General features: G+C 71.5%; 14 protein-coding genes, 1 pseudogene and 1 riboswitch. Of the genes and pseudogenes, 7 read left to right on the forward strand and 8 right to left on the reverse strand.

Annotation, left to right across the window (positions count from 1 at the left end; all coding sequences use genetic code 11):
- Positions 1-101 precede the first annotated feature (101 nt).
- On the forward strand, positions 102-839 hold the full coding sequence (locus ACIBMZ_RS16760) for a VOC family protein (protein ID WP_396694605.1): 738 nt from the start codon (positions 102-104) through the stop codon (positions 837-839).
- A 13-nt stretch (positions 840-852) separates the two neighbouring features.
- On the opposite strand, the gene bluB is transcribed toward ACIBMZ_RS16760, so the two are convergent.
- Entirely contained in the window at positions 853-1488 is a 636-nt protein-coding gene (bluB, locus tag ACIBMZ_RS16765; RefSeq protein ID WP_396694607.1) for a 5,6-dimethylbenzimidazole synthase, read from the reverse strand.
- A riboswitch (cobalamin riboswitch) is annotated at positions 1479-1581 on the reverse strand. Its footprint overlaps the gene before it by 10 nt.
- Positions 1582-1655: 74 nt before the next feature.
- On the opposite strand from bluB, the gene ACIBMZ_RS16770 reads away from it, so the two are divergent.
- The 4 genes from ACIBMZ_RS16770 (at position 1656) to ACIBMZ_RS16785 (ending at position 4784) form a co-directional block, all read left to right on the forward strand.
- Complete coding sequence (locus ACIBMZ_RS16770; protein WP_396694609.1) at positions 1656-2813, forward strand: MalY/PatB family protein; 1158 nt, start codon at positions 1656-1658, stop codon at positions 2811-2813.
- Between the two features lie 57 nt (positions 2814-2870).
- Positions 2871-3479 (forward strand): TetR/AcrR family transcriptional regulator, encoded by a 609-nt coding sequence (locus ACIBMZ_RS16775; RefSeq protein ID WP_396694611.1) that lies wholly within the window; start codon positions 2871-2873, stop codon positions 3477-3479.
- Positions 3480-3600: 121 nt separating this feature from the next.
- Positions 3601-4185 carry a hypothetical protein gene (locus ACIBMZ_RS16780; RefSeq protein WP_396694613.1) on the forward strand — a complete coding sequence of 195 codons (585 nt, stop codon included), beginning with the start codon at positions 3601-3603 and terminating at the stop codon, positions 4183-4185.
- Positions 4182-4784, forward strand: coding sequence for a hypothetical protein (locus ACIBMZ_RS16785; RefSeq protein WP_396694615.1), 603 nt, complete (start codon positions 4182-4184; stop codon positions 4782-4784). The genes ACIBMZ_RS16780 and ACIBMZ_RS16785 overlap by 4 nt, the downstream gene beginning before the upstream one ends.
- 6 nt (positions 4785-4790) lie before the next feature.
- Here the strand turns inward: ACIBMZ_RS16785 and ACIBMZ_RS16790 are convergent, their stop codons facing one another.
- The 4 genes and pseudogenes from ACIBMZ_RS16790 to ACIBMZ_RS16805 all read right to left on the reverse strand — a co-directional run bounded on the left by ACIBMZ_RS16790 (position 4791) and on the right by ACIBMZ_RS16805 (position 7208).
- A complete protein-coding gene (locus tag ACIBMZ_RS16790) occupies positions 4791-5081 on the reverse strand; it encodes a DUF427 domain-containing protein (RefSeq protein ID WP_396694617.1) in 291 nt (96 codons plus the stop codon).
- Positions 5082-5122: 41 nt separating this feature from the next.
- Positions 5123-5620 carry a metallophosphoesterase family protein gene (locus ACIBMZ_RS16795; RefSeq protein WP_396694619.1) on the reverse strand — a complete coding sequence of 166 codons (498 nt, stop codon included), beginning with the start codon at positions 5618-5620 and terminating at the stop codon, positions 5123-5125.
- A 45-nt stretch (positions 5621-5665) separates the two neighbouring features.
- Positions 5666-6092, reverse strand: a pseudogene (locus ACIBMZ_RS16800) (DUF664 domain-containing protein); the annotation flags it as partial.
- Between the two features lie 135 nt (positions 6093-6227).
- Positions 6228-7208 (reverse strand): AraC family transcriptional regulator, encoded by a 981-nt coding sequence (locus ACIBMZ_RS16805; protein ID WP_396694621.1) that lies wholly within the window; start codon positions 7206-7208, stop codon positions 6228-6230.
- An 89-nt stretch (positions 7209-7297) separates the two neighbouring features.
- Between ACIBMZ_RS16805 and ACIBMZ_RS16810 the strand changes: the two genes are divergently transcribed.
- Positions 7298-8131: an NAD(P)H-binding protein gene (locus ACIBMZ_RS16810; RefSeq protein ID WP_396694623.1), complete on the forward strand. Its 834-nt coding sequence runs from the start codon at positions 7298-7300 to the stop codon at positions 8129-8131.
- Positions 8132-8192: 61 nt separating this feature from the next.
- Here ACIBMZ_RS16810 and ACIBMZ_RS16815 read toward each other — a convergent pair whose 3' ends face one another.
- Together ACIBMZ_RS16815 and ACIBMZ_RS16820 are read right to left on the reverse strand one after the other, a co-directional pair.
- Positions 8193-8561 (reverse strand): VOC family protein, encoded by a 369-nt coding sequence (locus tag ACIBMZ_RS16815; protein WP_396694625.1) that lies wholly within the window; start codon positions 8559-8561, stop codon positions 8193-8195.
- Positions 8562-8589: 28 nt separating this feature from the next.
- Positions 8590-8907, reverse strand: a complete 318-nt coding sequence (locus ACIBMZ_RS16820) for a MerR family transcriptional regulator (protein ID WP_396694627.1) — start codon at positions 8905-8907, stop codon at positions 8590-8592.
- 833 nt (positions 8908-9740) lie between these two features.
- Between ACIBMZ_RS16820 and ACIBMZ_RS16825 the strand changes: the two genes are divergently transcribed.
- Complete coding sequence (locus ACIBMZ_RS16825) at positions 9741-13124, forward strand: S8 family serine peptidase (RefSeq protein ID WP_396694629.1); 3384 nt, start codon at positions 9741-9743, stop codon at positions 13122-13124.
- Positions 13125-13234: 110 nt separating this feature from the next.
- On the opposite strand, the gene aztD is transcribed toward ACIBMZ_RS16825, so the two are convergent.
- Entirely contained in the window at positions 13235-14413 is a 1179-nt protein-coding gene (aztD, locus tag ACIBMZ_RS16830) for a zinc metallochaperone AztD (RefSeq protein WP_396694631.1), read from the reverse strand.
- Between the last annotated feature and the right edge of the window lie 18 nt (positions 14414-14431).

The following is a 14431-nucleotide window of genomic DNA, read 5'->3' on the forward strand; positions in this document are numbered from 1 at the left end:
CAATGCGGACAACTCGGGCATAAGTCCCAAAACTTCACGGAGGTGTATCGACCAGCATCAAGTAAATCGAAATCGACTCGCATTGCCGCTAGCATCGCCGGATGGCAACGCGACTCGTGCAGATCAACATGAAGGCCCGGGACGACTCCGCGCTGGGCGGTTTCTGGGCGGCGGCGCTCGGCTGGGGCATCGCCAGCGAGGAACCCGGTGTCACCAACCTCGAACCCGAGGGCGTCGGCTACCCCGACCCGGTCGCCGTCTTCGTCGACCTCGTCGTCTCTGCCGAACCCAAGACGGCGAAGAACCGGGTCCACCTCGACTTCGCCACCACCTCGACGGAGCACCACGCCGAGACGGTCGCGCGCCTGAAGGATCTCGGCGCCACCCTCGCCGACGTGGGGCAGGGCGACGTCGCGTGGACGGTGATGGCCGATCCCGAGGGCAACGAGTTCTGCGTCCTGGACCCCCGACCGGCGCACCGGGACATCGGACCCGTCGCCGCCGTCGTGGTCGACTGCGCGGACCCGCGCGCCATGGCCGACTTCTGGAGCACCGCCACGGACTGGCGCCTGCACGAGGTCACCGACCGTGCAGCGGTCCTGCGCTCCGCTGCGGAGGTGGGCCCTTACCTGCAGTTCCTCCGTACGCCCGACGTGAAGACCGGGTGGAACCGGGTCCACCTCGACGTCCGTCCGTATCCCGGTGACGACCCGCAGATCGAGGTGGACAGGCTGCGGACCCTCGGTGCCACCACGGTGGACGTCGGCCGCGACGATCTGCCGTGGACGGTGCTGGCCGACCCGGAAGGCAACGAGTTCTGCCTCCTCGCCCCCGGCTGACGCACACCCGGGGTCAGTGGCCCGAACGCTCCCAGCGGTCCCGGTGTACCGCTGCCCGCCAGGGGCGGCGCTGCCGCCAGCCGTGCCGTTCCAGATCGGGCACCTGCTCCAGGTGGGTGACCGGGCCCAGGCACAGCCAGGCCACCGGGCGGACACCCGCCGGGATCCGCAACAGATCCTGCACGAACGGCTCCCGGTAGAACGACACCCAACCCACGCCGAGTCGCTCGGCCGTGGCCGCCAGCCACAGGTTCTGGATGGCCAGGCACACCGAGTACAGGCCGGCGTCGGCGATGGCGTGCCGGCCCAGCACCGCCGGGGACCCCCGGTCGGGGTCGTACGTCACCACGACGGACAGCGTCGACTCCAACACCCCGTCGATCTTGATCCGGCTGAACCGGCGTGCCTCCTCCCCGTGCAGACCGGCGGCGAAGACGTCCCGCTCCTGCTGCACGTGACGGTGGAAATCCGCCCGCAGCGCGGGATCGCGGACCAGGATGAAGTCCCACGGCTGCGACAGACCGACGCTGGGCGCGGCATGCGCGGCGGCCAGCACCCGATCGAGGACCTCGGTCGGGATCGGTGCGCCGGTGAACTCACCCCGTACGTCCCGGCGGGCGTGGATGACCTCGTACACATCGTCGAACATGGGCAGCTCCCCGGTCGGCGCGGCGGGCCCGTGCCGGATTCGCACCGGCTTCCCGATTCTCCCCACCACGGGTGGGGCACCTCGCAACAGTTCGTGCCGCCGAGCACCATACCGGACACCGTCGACCGTCGGCGCTGCCGGAAGATCGAGTCACTAGTCTCGGTGTCGTGACCTCCGAGCCCACACCTCTGCGGCAGCTCACCCTGGATCAGCTCCGGAAGCGCACGAGCGAGAAGTGGCGCGCCCACCCGGGCGAGGTGCTGCCGATGTTCGTGGCGGAGCTGGACGCGCCGTTGGCCGGGCCGGTCGTCGACGCGATCACCGAGGCTGTCCGGCGCGGCGACACCGGCTACCCCGCCGGCACCGCCTACGCCGAGGCGTTCGCCGACTTCGCCCGCGACCGGTGGGACTTCGACGGCATCGCCGTGGACCGCACCACGATGGTCCCGGACGTGATGAGCGGCATCGTCGAGGTCCTCGACGTGATCTGCGGCCCGACCGATGCCGTCGTGGTCAACTGCCCGGTCTACGCGCCGTTCTACCAGGTGGTGGGGCGCACCGGCCGCCCCATCGAGGAGGCCCCGCTCGGCGCGGACGGCCGGATCGACATGGCGGTCCTGGACGACGCGTTCCGGCGCGCGGCGGGACGTGGCTCCCGGCCCGCGTACCTGCTGTGCAGCCCGCACAACCCGACCGGCGCCGTGCACACCGCCGACGAACTCGCCGAGGTCGCCGCGTCGGCCCACCGTCACGGTGTCCGCGTCGTGGCCGACGAGATCCACGCGCCGCTGGTGCTGGCCGGGGCGCGGTTCACGCCGTACCTGAGCGTGCCCGGCGCCGAGAACGGCTTCTCGGTCATCTCCGCGTCCAAGGCGTGGAACCTCGCCGGTCTCAGGGCTGCCGTCGCCGTCGCCGGACCCGCGGCGGTCGACGATCTCGCCCGCGTCCCCGCCTGGGTCAACGAGGGGCCCAGCCACGTCGGTGTGCTGGCCCACGTCGCCGCCCTCCGGGACGGCGTCGGATGGCTCGACGCCCTCCTGGCCGACCTCGACGAGAACCGTCGTCTCCTCGCCCGGCTGCTGGCCGAACACCTTCCCACGGTCCGTTACCGCCCCGGTGAGGGCACCTATCTGGCCTGGCTCGACTGCCGCGCCCTCGGCCTGGGCGACGACCCCGCCGCGACCTTCCTCGATCGCGGCCGGGTGGCGCTCAGTCCCGGCCCCGTCTTCGGCACCGGGGGAGCGGGACACGCGCGATTGAACCTCGGCACCACCCCGGAGCTGATCACCGAAGGAGTACGACGAATGGCCGAGGCGCTGACCTGACGCCGGTGGCACTGCCGGCCCGGCCTGACGACGCCCCGGGTTGCTACCGTGGTGAACATGTATGCACCCGCGGATCGCACCGCGAAGGCGATCATTCGGGACACCGCTCTGGAACTCTTCGGCGAGCAGTGGCCGGCGGCGGCGTCGCTCAAGCAGGTGGCGGAGCGCGCGGGCGTCTCGCAGTCGCTCATCATCAAGCACTACGGGTCGCGGGAGGGCCTCGTCGCCGCCGTGGACGCGCACGTGCTGGGCGTGTTGGGCAACGCGCTGGAGGCGCTCGCCGAGACGGCCGGTTCCGGTCCGCCCGACCGCTTCCTCGCGTCGGCCGACGCGCTGTCCTCCCCGGCGGCCACCCGGTATCTCGCGCACCTGCTCGTCGGTACCACGTCGCGCTCGGTCGAGGCGTACCGCATGGTGCAGGGGTTCGCCGACTCGCTGATGAACCGGATGGCCGACGCGGGCGCGGTCGCGAAGGACGTGGACCGGGCACAGCTCGCGGTCGTGCTGCTCGCCCACGAGCTGTCCATCATCCTGCTGCGCGACCGCATCACCGACGTGCTCGGCGCCGATCCGATGGGTCGCGACGGCCTCCGGCGTTGGTGGGACACCATCGACCGGCTGTACTCCGGCACCGCGATCCAAGCCCCCGTACCAGCCGACGGCTGAGTGTCGCCTCCGGGCCGGGCCGTTTCATACCGGCCCCCGGCGCAGCCCGAACTCGACGGGTGCACAAACGTTCACTATGCTGAGCGATAGTTCACCAATCGTCTCCGAGCGAACGGCAGCCATGCCCACGACCACGTCCCCGAGTCCGCCGCGCGGTCCGGTCTCGCGGCTCAACGACCTGCTCGTCGCGCCCGGAGCCACGCGGGCGGAAAGTCGGCTCAGCTACCTCACCGCAGGTGTCGGCGCGACCGTCGCCGGGGCCGTGGGCGCCGCTGCCGGCTACCCGGTGCCGATCGTCCTCCTGCTGACGGTGCTCGGGTTCGACCTGTTCGGTGGTGCCGTCGTGAACGCCACCGTGTCCGCGTCGAGGAGATTCCACACCGGCGTCGACGTTGTCCGGCGACAACTGGTCTTCGTGGCGGCCCACGTCCACCTGCCCGTCGTCGCGTTCGTCCTGCCCGCGTACCCGTGGTCGACCGCGATCGTGCTCTATGCCGGCACCCTCGCCGCCGCCGTGCTGATCGCCACCGCCGCACCGGCGCTGAAACGCCCACTCGCGTTCGCGGCCGCGACCCTGCTGCTCGTCGCGGCGGTCACGCTCTCACCGGTCCCGACGGCACTCGCCTGGTTGGCACCGATGCTCATCCTCAAACTCCTGCTCGGACACCTGCTGCCCGGCTCCCGGACCACGGAGGGGACGTCATGACCGAGACCGGACAGACCCGCACGCGCACCGATGACGTGGCCGTGTCCGAGCGCGCCCTGGCCCGCACCGGGACCCTCGTCCTCGCCGGCTTCGCCCTGCTCTGGGCGGTCTCCGGCCTGCACCTCGCGCCCGCCGCCGCGCGCATCCCGCTGCTCGTCGCCGCGACCGTGATCACCGCCGTCGTCCTGGCCCTGGGGGTGACCCGGCCTCGACCGCAGGTCACCCGGCGCCTGTCGGCATCCTGGATGCGCCGGTTCAACCGGGTCGGCGTCGTGCAGGGACTGCTGATCGGCGGCGTCTGCCTGGTCGCCGTGCCGACCGGACACCCGAGGCTGATCCCCACCCTCGTCCTGGTCGTCGTCGCGGCGCACTTCGTGCCGCTCGTCGCGATCCTCCGGCAACGCGAGTACGTGGGCACCGTGCTCGCGCTCGCCCTGGTGGCCGTCGGGTCCCTCGTCTCGTACGTCATGGGAATGCCGGAACTCGCGGCGGCCGTCACCTCGCTCGGCGCGGCCGTGGTGCTCTGGACGACCGCGGTGGTGGTCACCCGACCGGTGGTGGCGGTGAGCACTCCGTCGGAAACCGTGAGTCGGGTGTGACGAGAGTCAGTCCTCCCCGACGACGGTGACGTCCTTCCAGAACGCGACCCGGTCCCGGACCATCTCCGCCTCCGGCAGCGGCTCGGGGTAGTACCAGACCGCGTCCACGCTGGTCTTCCCGTCGTGCGCCAACGTGTAGTAGGACGCGGTGCCCTTCCACGGGCAGAACGTGTGCGTGTCGGAGTCGCGCAGCAGGTCGTCGCGGAGCGCCGTACGGGGGAAGTAGTGGTTCCCCTCGACCACGACGGTGTCCGTGCTCTCGGCGAGGACCAGATCGTTCCAGATCGCTCTCGGCATGGTCCCAGACTATGCCGATCCGTGCGCCGGTCCACCCCTCGTCATCGCGGCACCTCGTGCAGTGTCACGGCGTCGAGCCGACCGTGGGCGACCTCGGCGGTGAGGTACGTGGCGTACGGCTGACGCCGCCGGTCGGTCGGCGAACCGGGATTGAGCAGTCGCAGGCCACCGGGCGCCTCGCTGTCCCAGGGGATGTGGGAGTGCCCGAAGACGAGCAGGTCGCAGTCGGGGAACCGGGCCGCGCACCGCCGCTCCCGGCCACCGGCCGGACCGGTCTCGTGCACCACGGCCATCCGCAGACCGCCGACCTCCGCGCGGGCGATCTCCGGCAACCGGGTACGCAACTCGGGACCGTCGTTGTTGCCGAAGACACCGATCAGCCGGGCGCTGCGTCGCTCCAGATCGTCGAGCAACGACGCACTGACCCAGTCTCCGGCGTGGACGACGAGGTCGGCCGCGTCGACGGCCGCCCACAGCCCGGCCGGCAGATCCCGCGCACGTTTCGGCAGGTGGGTGTCCGCCATGATGACCAACCGCACGCGGCCAGCGTAGCGTCGTCCGCGCGCGGTGACCGGCCGGAGCGGCTAGGCGAAGCGGTCGGCCAGTCGCGTCAGCTTGGCGAGGTACTCCGGCCACGGATAGTCGGTCGGGATGTTGGTGTTGTCCTGCCGTAGGCCGATCGCCGTGTCGAGCTGCTCGCGCATGATGTCGGCGTGACCGGCATGACGCGTGAGGTCCCAGATCACGTGGATGATGACCCGCTGCAACGTCACCGCCTGCCGCTCCGGCCGCCACCACGACACCCGTCCGGGCGCGTCGAGCGGCAGCTCGGTGATGGTCTGATCCGCGAAGGCCGCGACGCGGCGGTACAGGTCGATCAGGCCGTCCTGCGTCTCGTCCTCACGCGCGTACCAGTCCGCCTGCGGGTCCTCGTCGAAAGCCGACTCGGAGACCAACTCCTCGGGGGGTCGGGAACGCGCGACCGAAGGTGGGCCCGAAGTAGCCGGCGGCGGGAGGCCAGGACCTCGTCCCTGGTCCACCTGCACCGCCGTCGGAGTGCCGGGCTCGTCCACGTGCCGCTGCTCCTTCACCCGCACCGCTTACCGGCCCAAGCCGGTCGGGGCCGACCGCCTGTTCGGCAGCACGTCAGCGGGGCAGGGTCTGCCGGGGAACCGGCCCGGTCGATGGCGGGTCGATCGTCGCTGCCATCTGTCCTGCGGACTGCGCGAGCCGGCGGTGCTCGCTGGGGCTCACCCCATGGACCCGTTTGAAGGCCGTGCTGAAACCGAAGGCGTCCGAGTAGCCGAGTCGACGCGCCATGGCGGCGACCGTCACGGTGGTGTCGGTCAGCATGTCGGCGGCGAGGGCCATCCGCCAGTCGGTCAGGTAGGTCAGTGGCGGCTCACCCATCAACTCGGTGAATCGTTTCGCCAGCGTCGTGCGGGACACCCCGGCCCGGGCCGCCAGGGAGGCGAGCGTCCACGGCTCACCCGGGGCGTCGTGCATGGCGCGGAGCACCGGGCCCACCGTGTCGTCGCCCAACGCCCGATACCAGTGGGGTGCCGCCGCGCCGGGTTGGTCGAACCAGTCCCGGATGGTGCAGACCAGCAGCCAGTCCAGCAGGCGGTCCAGCACGATCTGTCGACCCGGGCGGCATCCGCCGAGCTGGAAGTCCAGGTAGTCGCGCAGCGACGAACAGTCGTGGTCGTCCGGTACGACCAGCACCGGCGGGAGCACTCCGATCAGCCGCTGCGGTGCCTGGCCCCGGACGTGGTAGGCCCCGGCCAGCAGCAGCATCTGCTCGGCCGTGCCCGGCTCCGCCGTCGGTGTGCCCGGCGGCTGGTGACAGTCGACGTCGCGCACCTCGTCGGGCCGGAACGTCGACCGGGGCTCGGCGGAGAGGACGAAGGGGTGTGGTCCCCGCACCACGACGGCCTCGCCGACCCGGACCCGAACCGGCTCGTCGCGTTCCGGGTGGACGATCCACGCCTCGCCGCGCAACGGAACGCAGAGCGTCAGAGGTGCGCCGTCGGTGAACCGCAGCGCCCACGACGGCGAGAGCACCGACCTGCCGAAGGCGGCGCCCTCGGCGCGGACGTCCCGCAGCAGGGTGTCGAACGGATCCATCGCTTCACCCTAGGGGTGCGGACGATCGCACATGCCGCGCGTACGACGAGCCATGTCCTGCCGACGGGAGGGCGGGTTGACTCGTGGCCATGACGAAAGAAACGAACGAGATCCTCGTCATCGGGGGGACCGGGAAGACCGGACGTCGGCTGGTGCGGGCGCTGCGGGCGTCCGGCGAGCGGGTACGGGCGGCTTCCCGTTCGGGCGAGGTGCTCTTCGACTGGACGCAGCCGGACACCTGGCAGCCCGCGGTGGCGGGGGCGTCGGCCGTGTATCTGATCGCCCCGGCGGACCCGGCGGTCGCCGACGACTTCGTGTCACGAGCGGTGACGTGGGGCGTCGGCCGCTTCGTGGCGCTCTCCGGACGCGGGATCGACAGGATCGACCGCGAGTTCTCGCCGAGCATGCTCGGCGCGGAGGAGGCGGTCCGTGCCTCCGACGCGCACTGGACGATCATCCGGCCGAACAACTTCCACCAGAACTTCGACGAGGACCTGTGGCGGCAGCCGCTGGTCGAGGGTCGCCTCGCCCTGCCGATGGACGCCACACCGGAACCCTTCGTCGACGCCCAGGACATCGCCGACGTCGCGGCGACCCTGCTGACCGAGGACGGCCACCACGGGCAGGTGTACGAGCTGTCCGGCCGCCGGGCACTGACCTTCGCCGAGGCGGTGGCGACGATCGCCGAGGTGTCCGGTCGGGCCATCCGGTACGTGGAGTTGACGCCGGAGGAGTACCGGACCGAGGTGCTCGCCGAGGGCTGGTCGGAGGCGGACGCGGCGGCGCTCAACCTGATGTTCGCCGGGATGCGGGCCGGCTACCTCGCCCAGCCGACCGACACCGTGCGGCGGCTGCTCGGACGTGAACCGATCGACTTCGACACGTACGTCGAGCACGCCGCGTCGGCCGGTGCCTGGTCGTGACGCGGCGCCGCCGTCGGGCCGCTCGAACGTGACGGTCTTCCCGACGCCGCGCGTCGCCGCGCTACCCCTCGGCCCAGACGCCCAACTCGTTCCCACTCGGGTCGGTGAAGTGGAAGCGACGGCCGCCCGGGAACTCGTACGGCCCCTCGACGACCTCACCGCCGGCCCTCCGGACGGCCTCGACGCTGCGGTCCAGGTCGGCCGAGTAGAGCAGCACCAGGGGGCCGCCGGTCCGCACCTGCTGGTCCAGGCGCAGACCGCCCACCTCAGGCCCGGAGGTCGGACCGTGGATGCCGGCGTACGCCGTCCCGTAGTCGGTGAACTGCCAACCGAACGCCTCGGCGTAGAAGCGCTTGGCGTCGGCCAGGTCGGTGACGGTGAGCTCGACGTAGTCGAGGGCATGGTGCCGGTGCGAGGTCTGCTGGGACATGCCCACCATTCTTCACCGGGGGTACGACTCAGGTGTCGGCTTCCTGTCGGCGCCGGTACTCCTCGTTCTGCCGGCGGGCCTCCTCGAGCTGGTCCTCAAGGATGATGATCCGGCAGGCGGCCTCCAGTGGAGTGCCCTGGTCGACCATCTCCCGCGCTCGGGCGGCCAGGCGCAACTGGTAGCGGGAGTATCGGCGGTGCCCGCCGGCCGACCGGGACGGGGCGATCAGCTTCGCCTCGTCGAGCCGGCGCAGGAAGTCCTGTGACGCGCCGGTGATCTCCGCGGCGCGGCCCATCGTGTAGGCGGGGTAGTCGTCGTCGCCGAACATGTCATCGGGTTGGGCCATAAACGAATCTCTCCATGACGAGGGCCCCGGCGCTTGTGCGCCGGGGCCCGGGATTACGGGTTGGAAACACCATCTACCGACTGGTCCGTCGGGTTCTCGTATCCGCACCTGCCGCCGTCGGCGTGGGGCGCGAGGATCGCATAAGCGTGACCGGAGACCACCTTTCGTTCGATGGAACCTGCGGTGTCCGCGCCAGTGGTGCAACCGTTTCCTGGCAGCGGGCGATCCAACGGTGTTCAGCCCTCCCTTTCCTCTACTTCCACCATGTGTCGTGCTGCCCGCCGGTGTCGGAGCCCACGCGACTTCATGGCCCCGCACACGTGCGGCGAGCTGTCCTGCCGGGTCGGGGAAACGCCCCGCCCGTGTTGCCCCTGACCGGGAACTGCGTCAGGTCCTGCTGCGGTGCCGTGTCGTGGCGCCGCTGTGCCGAGCGGGCCGCGATGGTTCCGGGCCCTGCTTGGTGCTCGGTCTTACCCGTCTGCGTCTTCCTCGGACCTCATCTGTCAACACCAGGAACACTAGCCAGATCGGATGCGAATGTCTAGTGCTTCGAGCATAGATTTTCTCGTTCACCCCCCGAGATCGTGAGATCGCGGTCAGTGCGGAAGGCTCCGGGGGTGCGGGAGTGGGGGAATTCGTCGCGGAGCGAGTGGGCGCGGGTGATCACCTGCCACCCACCGGTGGTGGCCGACGACGCGGCAGGATCCGTCAGCGCCCGATGATCGACTATGCGGCGGATCCGTACCGAGCCCGCAAACTCACCGTCCTAACAGGAATCTGATGAGTGGTCCGGATGATGCTTCTACGTCTTGATCGTCTGATGTGGAGGTCTGATGAGAGGACTGAAACGGGTCGGTGCGGCCGGGCTGGCCACCGCTCTCGTGCTGGGGCTGGGGCAGCCCGGCTGGGCTGTGCCGGGCGGGGGCGGTACGCCCGGTGGTGGTGGACCCGGCCTCGGCGGCGGGGCGTCGGCCAGGGCCGACCACCAGCCGGCGACGGTCACGCTGATCACGGGGGACCGGATCACCGTCGACCGGGGCGGTCGGGTGACGATCCGTCCGGCGAAGGATCGCGCGGACATGCGCTTCCGGTCCCACCGGATCGACGGCGAGTTGCACGTCGTACCCGCGGACGCGGTGCCGCTGATCGCCTCCGGCGTGCTGGACCGTCGGCTGTTCAACGTCAGCAAGCTGATCGAGTACGGCTACCACGACGCCGCCCGCGACCGGCTGCCGATGATCATGGCGTACCCGGACGGGGCCGCAGCCCGACGGGGCGGCTCGCCGGTGCCCGGTGGCGAGGTCCGGGTGGACCGGGCGCTCCCGGCGATCGAGGGAGCCGCGGTCAGCGCGGACAAGGCCGACCTGGCCGACGTCTGGACGGAGCTGACCGGAGCCGAGGAGGTCGCCGACCGCATTCCCGGCGTCGAACGGATCTGGCTCGACGGGAAGCGCCGCCCGGCGGTGGACCGGGGGGTACGGCAGATCGGGGCGCCGGCCGCGTACGAGGCGGGCTTCACCGGAGCCGGGGTGACCGTCGCGCTCCTGGACAGCGGCGTCGACCTGACCCACCCCGACCTGGCCGACGCGGTGAGCGAGGCGGTCACCTTCGTGCCGGACACCGACCCGGTCGACCGGCACGGGCACGGCACGCACGTGGCCTCGACCATCGCCGGCCGGGGCACCGCCTCCGGCGGCAAGTACCGGGGTGTGGCGCCGGACGCCGACCTGGTCTCCGCCAAGGTCTGCGACGACTGGTGCGAGGACTCGGCGATCCTCGCGGCGATGCACTGGGCGGCCGTGGACAAGCAGGCCGCCGTCATCAACATGAGCCTCGGCCGGTGGGACGGGCCGGAGATCGACCCGACGGAGGAGGCGGTGAACACGCTCACCGCCCAGACCGGCGCCCTCTTCGTGATCTCGGCCGGCAACGACGGACCGGGTGCGCGTACGGTCGGCTCGCCGGGCAGCGCGGACGCCGCGCTCACCGTCGGGGCGGTCGACCGGGACGGAAGTCTCGCGGACTTCTCCAGCCGAGGCGCGCGGGTCGGTGACGACGCCGTGAAACCGGACATCACCGCTCCGGGCGTCGGGATCGTCGCCGCCCGGGCGGCCGAGGGCGTGATGGGCGTACCGGTCGACCAGCACTACGTCGCCGAGTCCGGCACCTCGATGGCCGCGCCACACGTGGCGGGCGCGGCGGCGCTGCTCGCGCAGCAGCACCCCGACTGGGACGCGACGCGCCTCAAGTCCGCCCTGATGGGCTCGGCCAACCCACGGCCGGGTGACACCGCGTACCAGCAGGGGGCGGGCCTGGTCGACGTGGCGCGGGCCGTCGGGCAGGCGGTGACCGCCGATCCGCCGAGCGTGTCGTACGGCCGCACCCAGTGGCCGCATCACGACGACGACCCGATCACCCGGACGGTCACCCTTCGCAACGACGGGACCGAGCCGCTCACCCTCGACCTGACCTGGCAGATCATCGGGCCGGACGGCAAGGCCGCCCCCGTCGGCATGTTCCGCACCGCAGCACCGCAGGTCACCGTGCCGGCCGGTGGCTCCGCCGAGGTGGCCGCCACGGTGGACACCAGCGTCGACGGAGTGGACGGCTACTACAGCGGGCACCTGGTCGCGACCGCCGGTGAACGCCGTACCGTCGTCCCGGTCGGGGTGCACCGCGAGGTGGAGAGCTACGACCTGACCGTCCGACACCTCGACTCGACGGGGGCGGCAGCCGACACGTACTGGACGCTGGTCAACGGGATCGACGGTCCGGCGTACGAGGCGCTCGACGGCACGTCCGGCGGGCCCACCACCATCCGGATCCCCACCGGCCGCTACGCCGTGACCGGCCTCGTCGAGGAGTTCGGCGAGCGGGAGCGCAGCACCGTGCTGAGCCGACCGGAGATCGACCTGAACCGGGACCTGACGGTCACGCTGGACGCCCGGAAGGGCAAGCGGATCACGGCGACGGTGCCGGAGCGCACTGCCCGCCCGGTGCTGGTGCAGGCCGGGGTGCTGGTCGACATGTACGAGAACGCACCGGCGAAGATCGACGTGTGGGCCGGCGGGTTCGACGCCCTCTACACGGCCCAACTCGGTGACCGGGCGACCCACGACCACATCAGCGGCTTCGTCGCACACCAGTGGGCCAGGCCGGACGGCGACGGCGGTTTCGCCGGTAGCCCGTACATCTATCACCTGGGTGAGGGGTTCCCCGGCCGGTTGCCCACCGGCTACCGCAAGGACGTGCGGCGCGCGGAGTTGGCCACGGTACGGCACGAACTGCGCGGCGAACGCCTGGGCGACATGGTCGAGCGGAGCATGACGGCGGAGTTCGACGGGGTGTACGGCTGGACCGCGAGCGCGTCGGTGCCGGTCGGCGACGTCTGGACCGAGTACCACAGCACCACGGACACCGCCTGGTCGGGTGCGGTCAGTGTGGCGCAGAGCGGCGACGGGGAGCTCGACGAGGAGTTCCGGAAGATCCTCTACGGCGCGTCGGAGCGATACCGGGCCGGACGCAGCTACCGGGACGTGTGGAACGCCGCGCCGATCGGGCCGACCCTGCTGCGCAACGACACCCCGTTCAGCAGCGCGAGCCGGATCGAGGACTTCATGCGGATCGACATCCCGCTGCACGGCGACGCGGCCGGGCACGGTGGTGTCTCCAACGGGGACACCGGTCGGACCGCGCTCTACCGGGGCGACGAGCTGGTCGAGGAGTACACCGGGGCGCTCGACGCCGGTTTCGGCTTCTTCGAGGTGCCGCCGGCGGCGGCGTCGTACCGACTGGAGACCTCCTCCCGGCGCAGCTTCACCGAGTTGTCCACCGAGGTCGCTCTGAACTGGCGGTTCCGGTCCGCCCGGCCGGCCGGGGACGACTGGGAACGCCTGCCGGTCATGGTGGTGCGGTTCGATCCGAAGCTGGGCCGCGACGCCGCCGCGCCGGCCGGTGGGCGCCTGGACATCCCGCTGCGTGTGCTCGGCAACGAGGGGGGCGCGGTGACGCCGAAGAAGGTCACCGTGCAGGTCTCCTACGACGACGGCAGGATCTGGCAGCCGGCCACGGTCCGGTCTGTCGGCTCGACGTGGACCGCGACGGTCCAGCACCCCCGTTCCGGCGGGTACGTGTCGCTGCGCGCCTCGGTCACCGACCGGGCGGGCAACAGCGTCGACCAGACGATCGTCCGCGCGTACCGGCTGCGCCGGGGGTGACCTCGGTCGACGGCTGCTGCGGCGGCTGACCGCGCACCGTGCCGCCCGGTCGATCCGACCGGGCGGCACGGCCGGTCCGTGAGGCGACCGGAGTTCGGGGTGTCGTGGGATCAGTGCGCGGTGAGCGTCCCGCTGATCTCGTTCGGGGCCGACGGCAGTTCCACCGAGCCGACGATCGTGCCGGTGGTCAGGTCGAGCCGGTGCACCTTCCGGGTGGCCGGTTCGGTGACGTAGGCGGTGTCGCCGCGGACGAACAGGGCCGGGCGGGGCTCCTGCCAGTTCATCGGCTCCTGCCAGGCGGCGACCACCGGCCACGAGGCGGTGAAGGTGCCGGTGGCGGGGTCGACCACGTGCAGCTTGCCGTCGGTGCCGAGGATCAGGCCCGCACCCTTCGGGCCCCGGGCCAGCGACCGGAAGCTGTAGCTGACGCCCTCGGGCATCGGCACCACCTTCAGGGCGTTCGCGGCGGTGTCGATGAGCGCGAACTGCTCCGGGAACTCCCGCTCGGCGTCCGGATCGATCTTGTAGTCACCGAGCAGGACGGGCGAGTCGTCGCTGCCGACCTGGGTGCCGACGGCACCGTACGCCCGGTCGCTGGGAACCTTGACGAACGCGCCGTTCTTGAACAGCAGGACGCCGTCCTTGCAGCCGAACGCGACGACCTCGCCCTGGGCGACGGCCTCGCCGTGAACGCCGGGGCACTCCTCGCTGCGGGCGAACTCCCTGCCGTCCTTGTCGAGCGCGATCGCGCCGGGGCGGGACTCCTCGGTGCCCAGGGTGACCACGAGGGTGCCGTCGCGCAGTTCGACCGCCACGCCGTGGTGCGGCTGCGCGGTCCGGTACTGGCGTGCGGCGGGCTTGCCGTCGGTGAGGTCCGCGGAGGCGAAGCTGTGCACCTCACCGGTGCCGTCGGTGAACAGGATGGTGCGGTCACCGTGCAGGACGACGTGGCCGGGCTTCGCGCCGGGGTAGCTGATGTCGGTCATCCTGCCCGCGGCGGCGTCGAGCACCTGGAATCCGGCCTCGGTCGAGACGAAGACCCCGGTGGCGTTGCCGGCCGGGTTCACCCGGTTGAACCCGTCCAGAGCGATGGTGTGCGCCACCCGCAGGGTCTCGCCGTCGAGCACGTAGATGCCGCCCTCGTAGGTGATCGCCACCGGATCCTGCACCGAGTCGGTGCCGGCGGGTGCGGGCGATCCGCTCTCCTCCGTCGTCTCGGCGGCGCATGCGGTGAGTGCCAGCGATGCGGCCAGCACCGCGGCCAGACCACGGCTTCTGCGTGGAGTCACGATCGTTTCCCTTCTAAT

It is taken from the genome of Micromonospora sp. NPDC049900 (assembly GCF_044461025.1).
Taxonomy (GTDB): Bacteria; Actinomycetota; Actinomycetes; order Mycobacteriales; family Micromonosporaceae; genus Micromonospora.

What these genes read in the sequence shown, in the direction of transcription:
- ACIBMZ_RS16780 (WP_396694613.1), top strand. Translation starts at nt 3,601, where the DNA reads ATGCCCACGACCACGTCCCCGAGTCCGCCGCGCGGTCCGGTCTCGCGG.
- ACIBMZ_RS16785 (WP_396694615.1), top strand. Translation starts at nt 4,182, where the DNA reads ATGACCGAGACCGGACAGACCCGCACGCGCACCGATGACGTGGCCGTG.
- ACIBMZ_RS16805 (WP_396694621.1), bottom strand. Translation starts at nt 7,208, where the DNA reads ATGGATCCGTTCGACACCCTGCTGCGGGACGTCCGCGCCGAGGGCGCC.
- ACIBMZ_RS16815 (WP_396694625.1), bottom strand. Translation starts at nt 8,561, where the DNA reads ATGTCCCAGCAGACCTCGCACCGGCACCATGCCCTCGACTACGTCGAG.
- ACIBMZ_RS16775 (WP_396694611.1), top strand. Translation starts at nt 2,871, where the DNA reads ATGTATGCACCCGCGGATCGCACCGCGAAGGCGATCATTCGGGACACC.
- ACIBMZ_RS16825 (WP_396694629.1), top strand. Translation starts at nt 9,741, where the DNA reads ATGAGAGGACTGAAACGGGTCGGTGCGGCCGGGCTGGCCACCGCTCTC.
- ACIBMZ_RS16790 (WP_396694617.1), bottom strand. Translation starts at nt 5,081, where the DNA reads ATGCCGAGAGCGATCTGGAACGATCTGGTCCTCGCCGAGAGCACGGAC.
- ACIBMZ_RS16820 (WP_396694627.1), bottom strand. Translation starts at nt 8,907, where the DNA reads ATGGCCCAACCCGATGACATGTTCGGCGACGACGACTACCCCGCCTAC.
- ACIBMZ_RS16810 (WP_396694623.1), top strand. Translation starts at nt 7,298, where the DNA reads ATGACGAAAGAAACGAACGAGATCCTCGTCATCGGGGGGACCGGGAAG.
- ACIBMZ_RS16760 (WP_396694605.1), top strand. Translation starts at nt 102, where the DNA reads ATGGCAACGCGACTCGTGCAGATCAACATGAAGGCCCGGGACGACTCC.
- bluB (WP_396694607.1), bottom strand. Translation starts at nt 1,488, where the DNA reads ATGTTCGACGATGTGTACGAGGTCATCCACGCCCGCCGGGACGTACGG.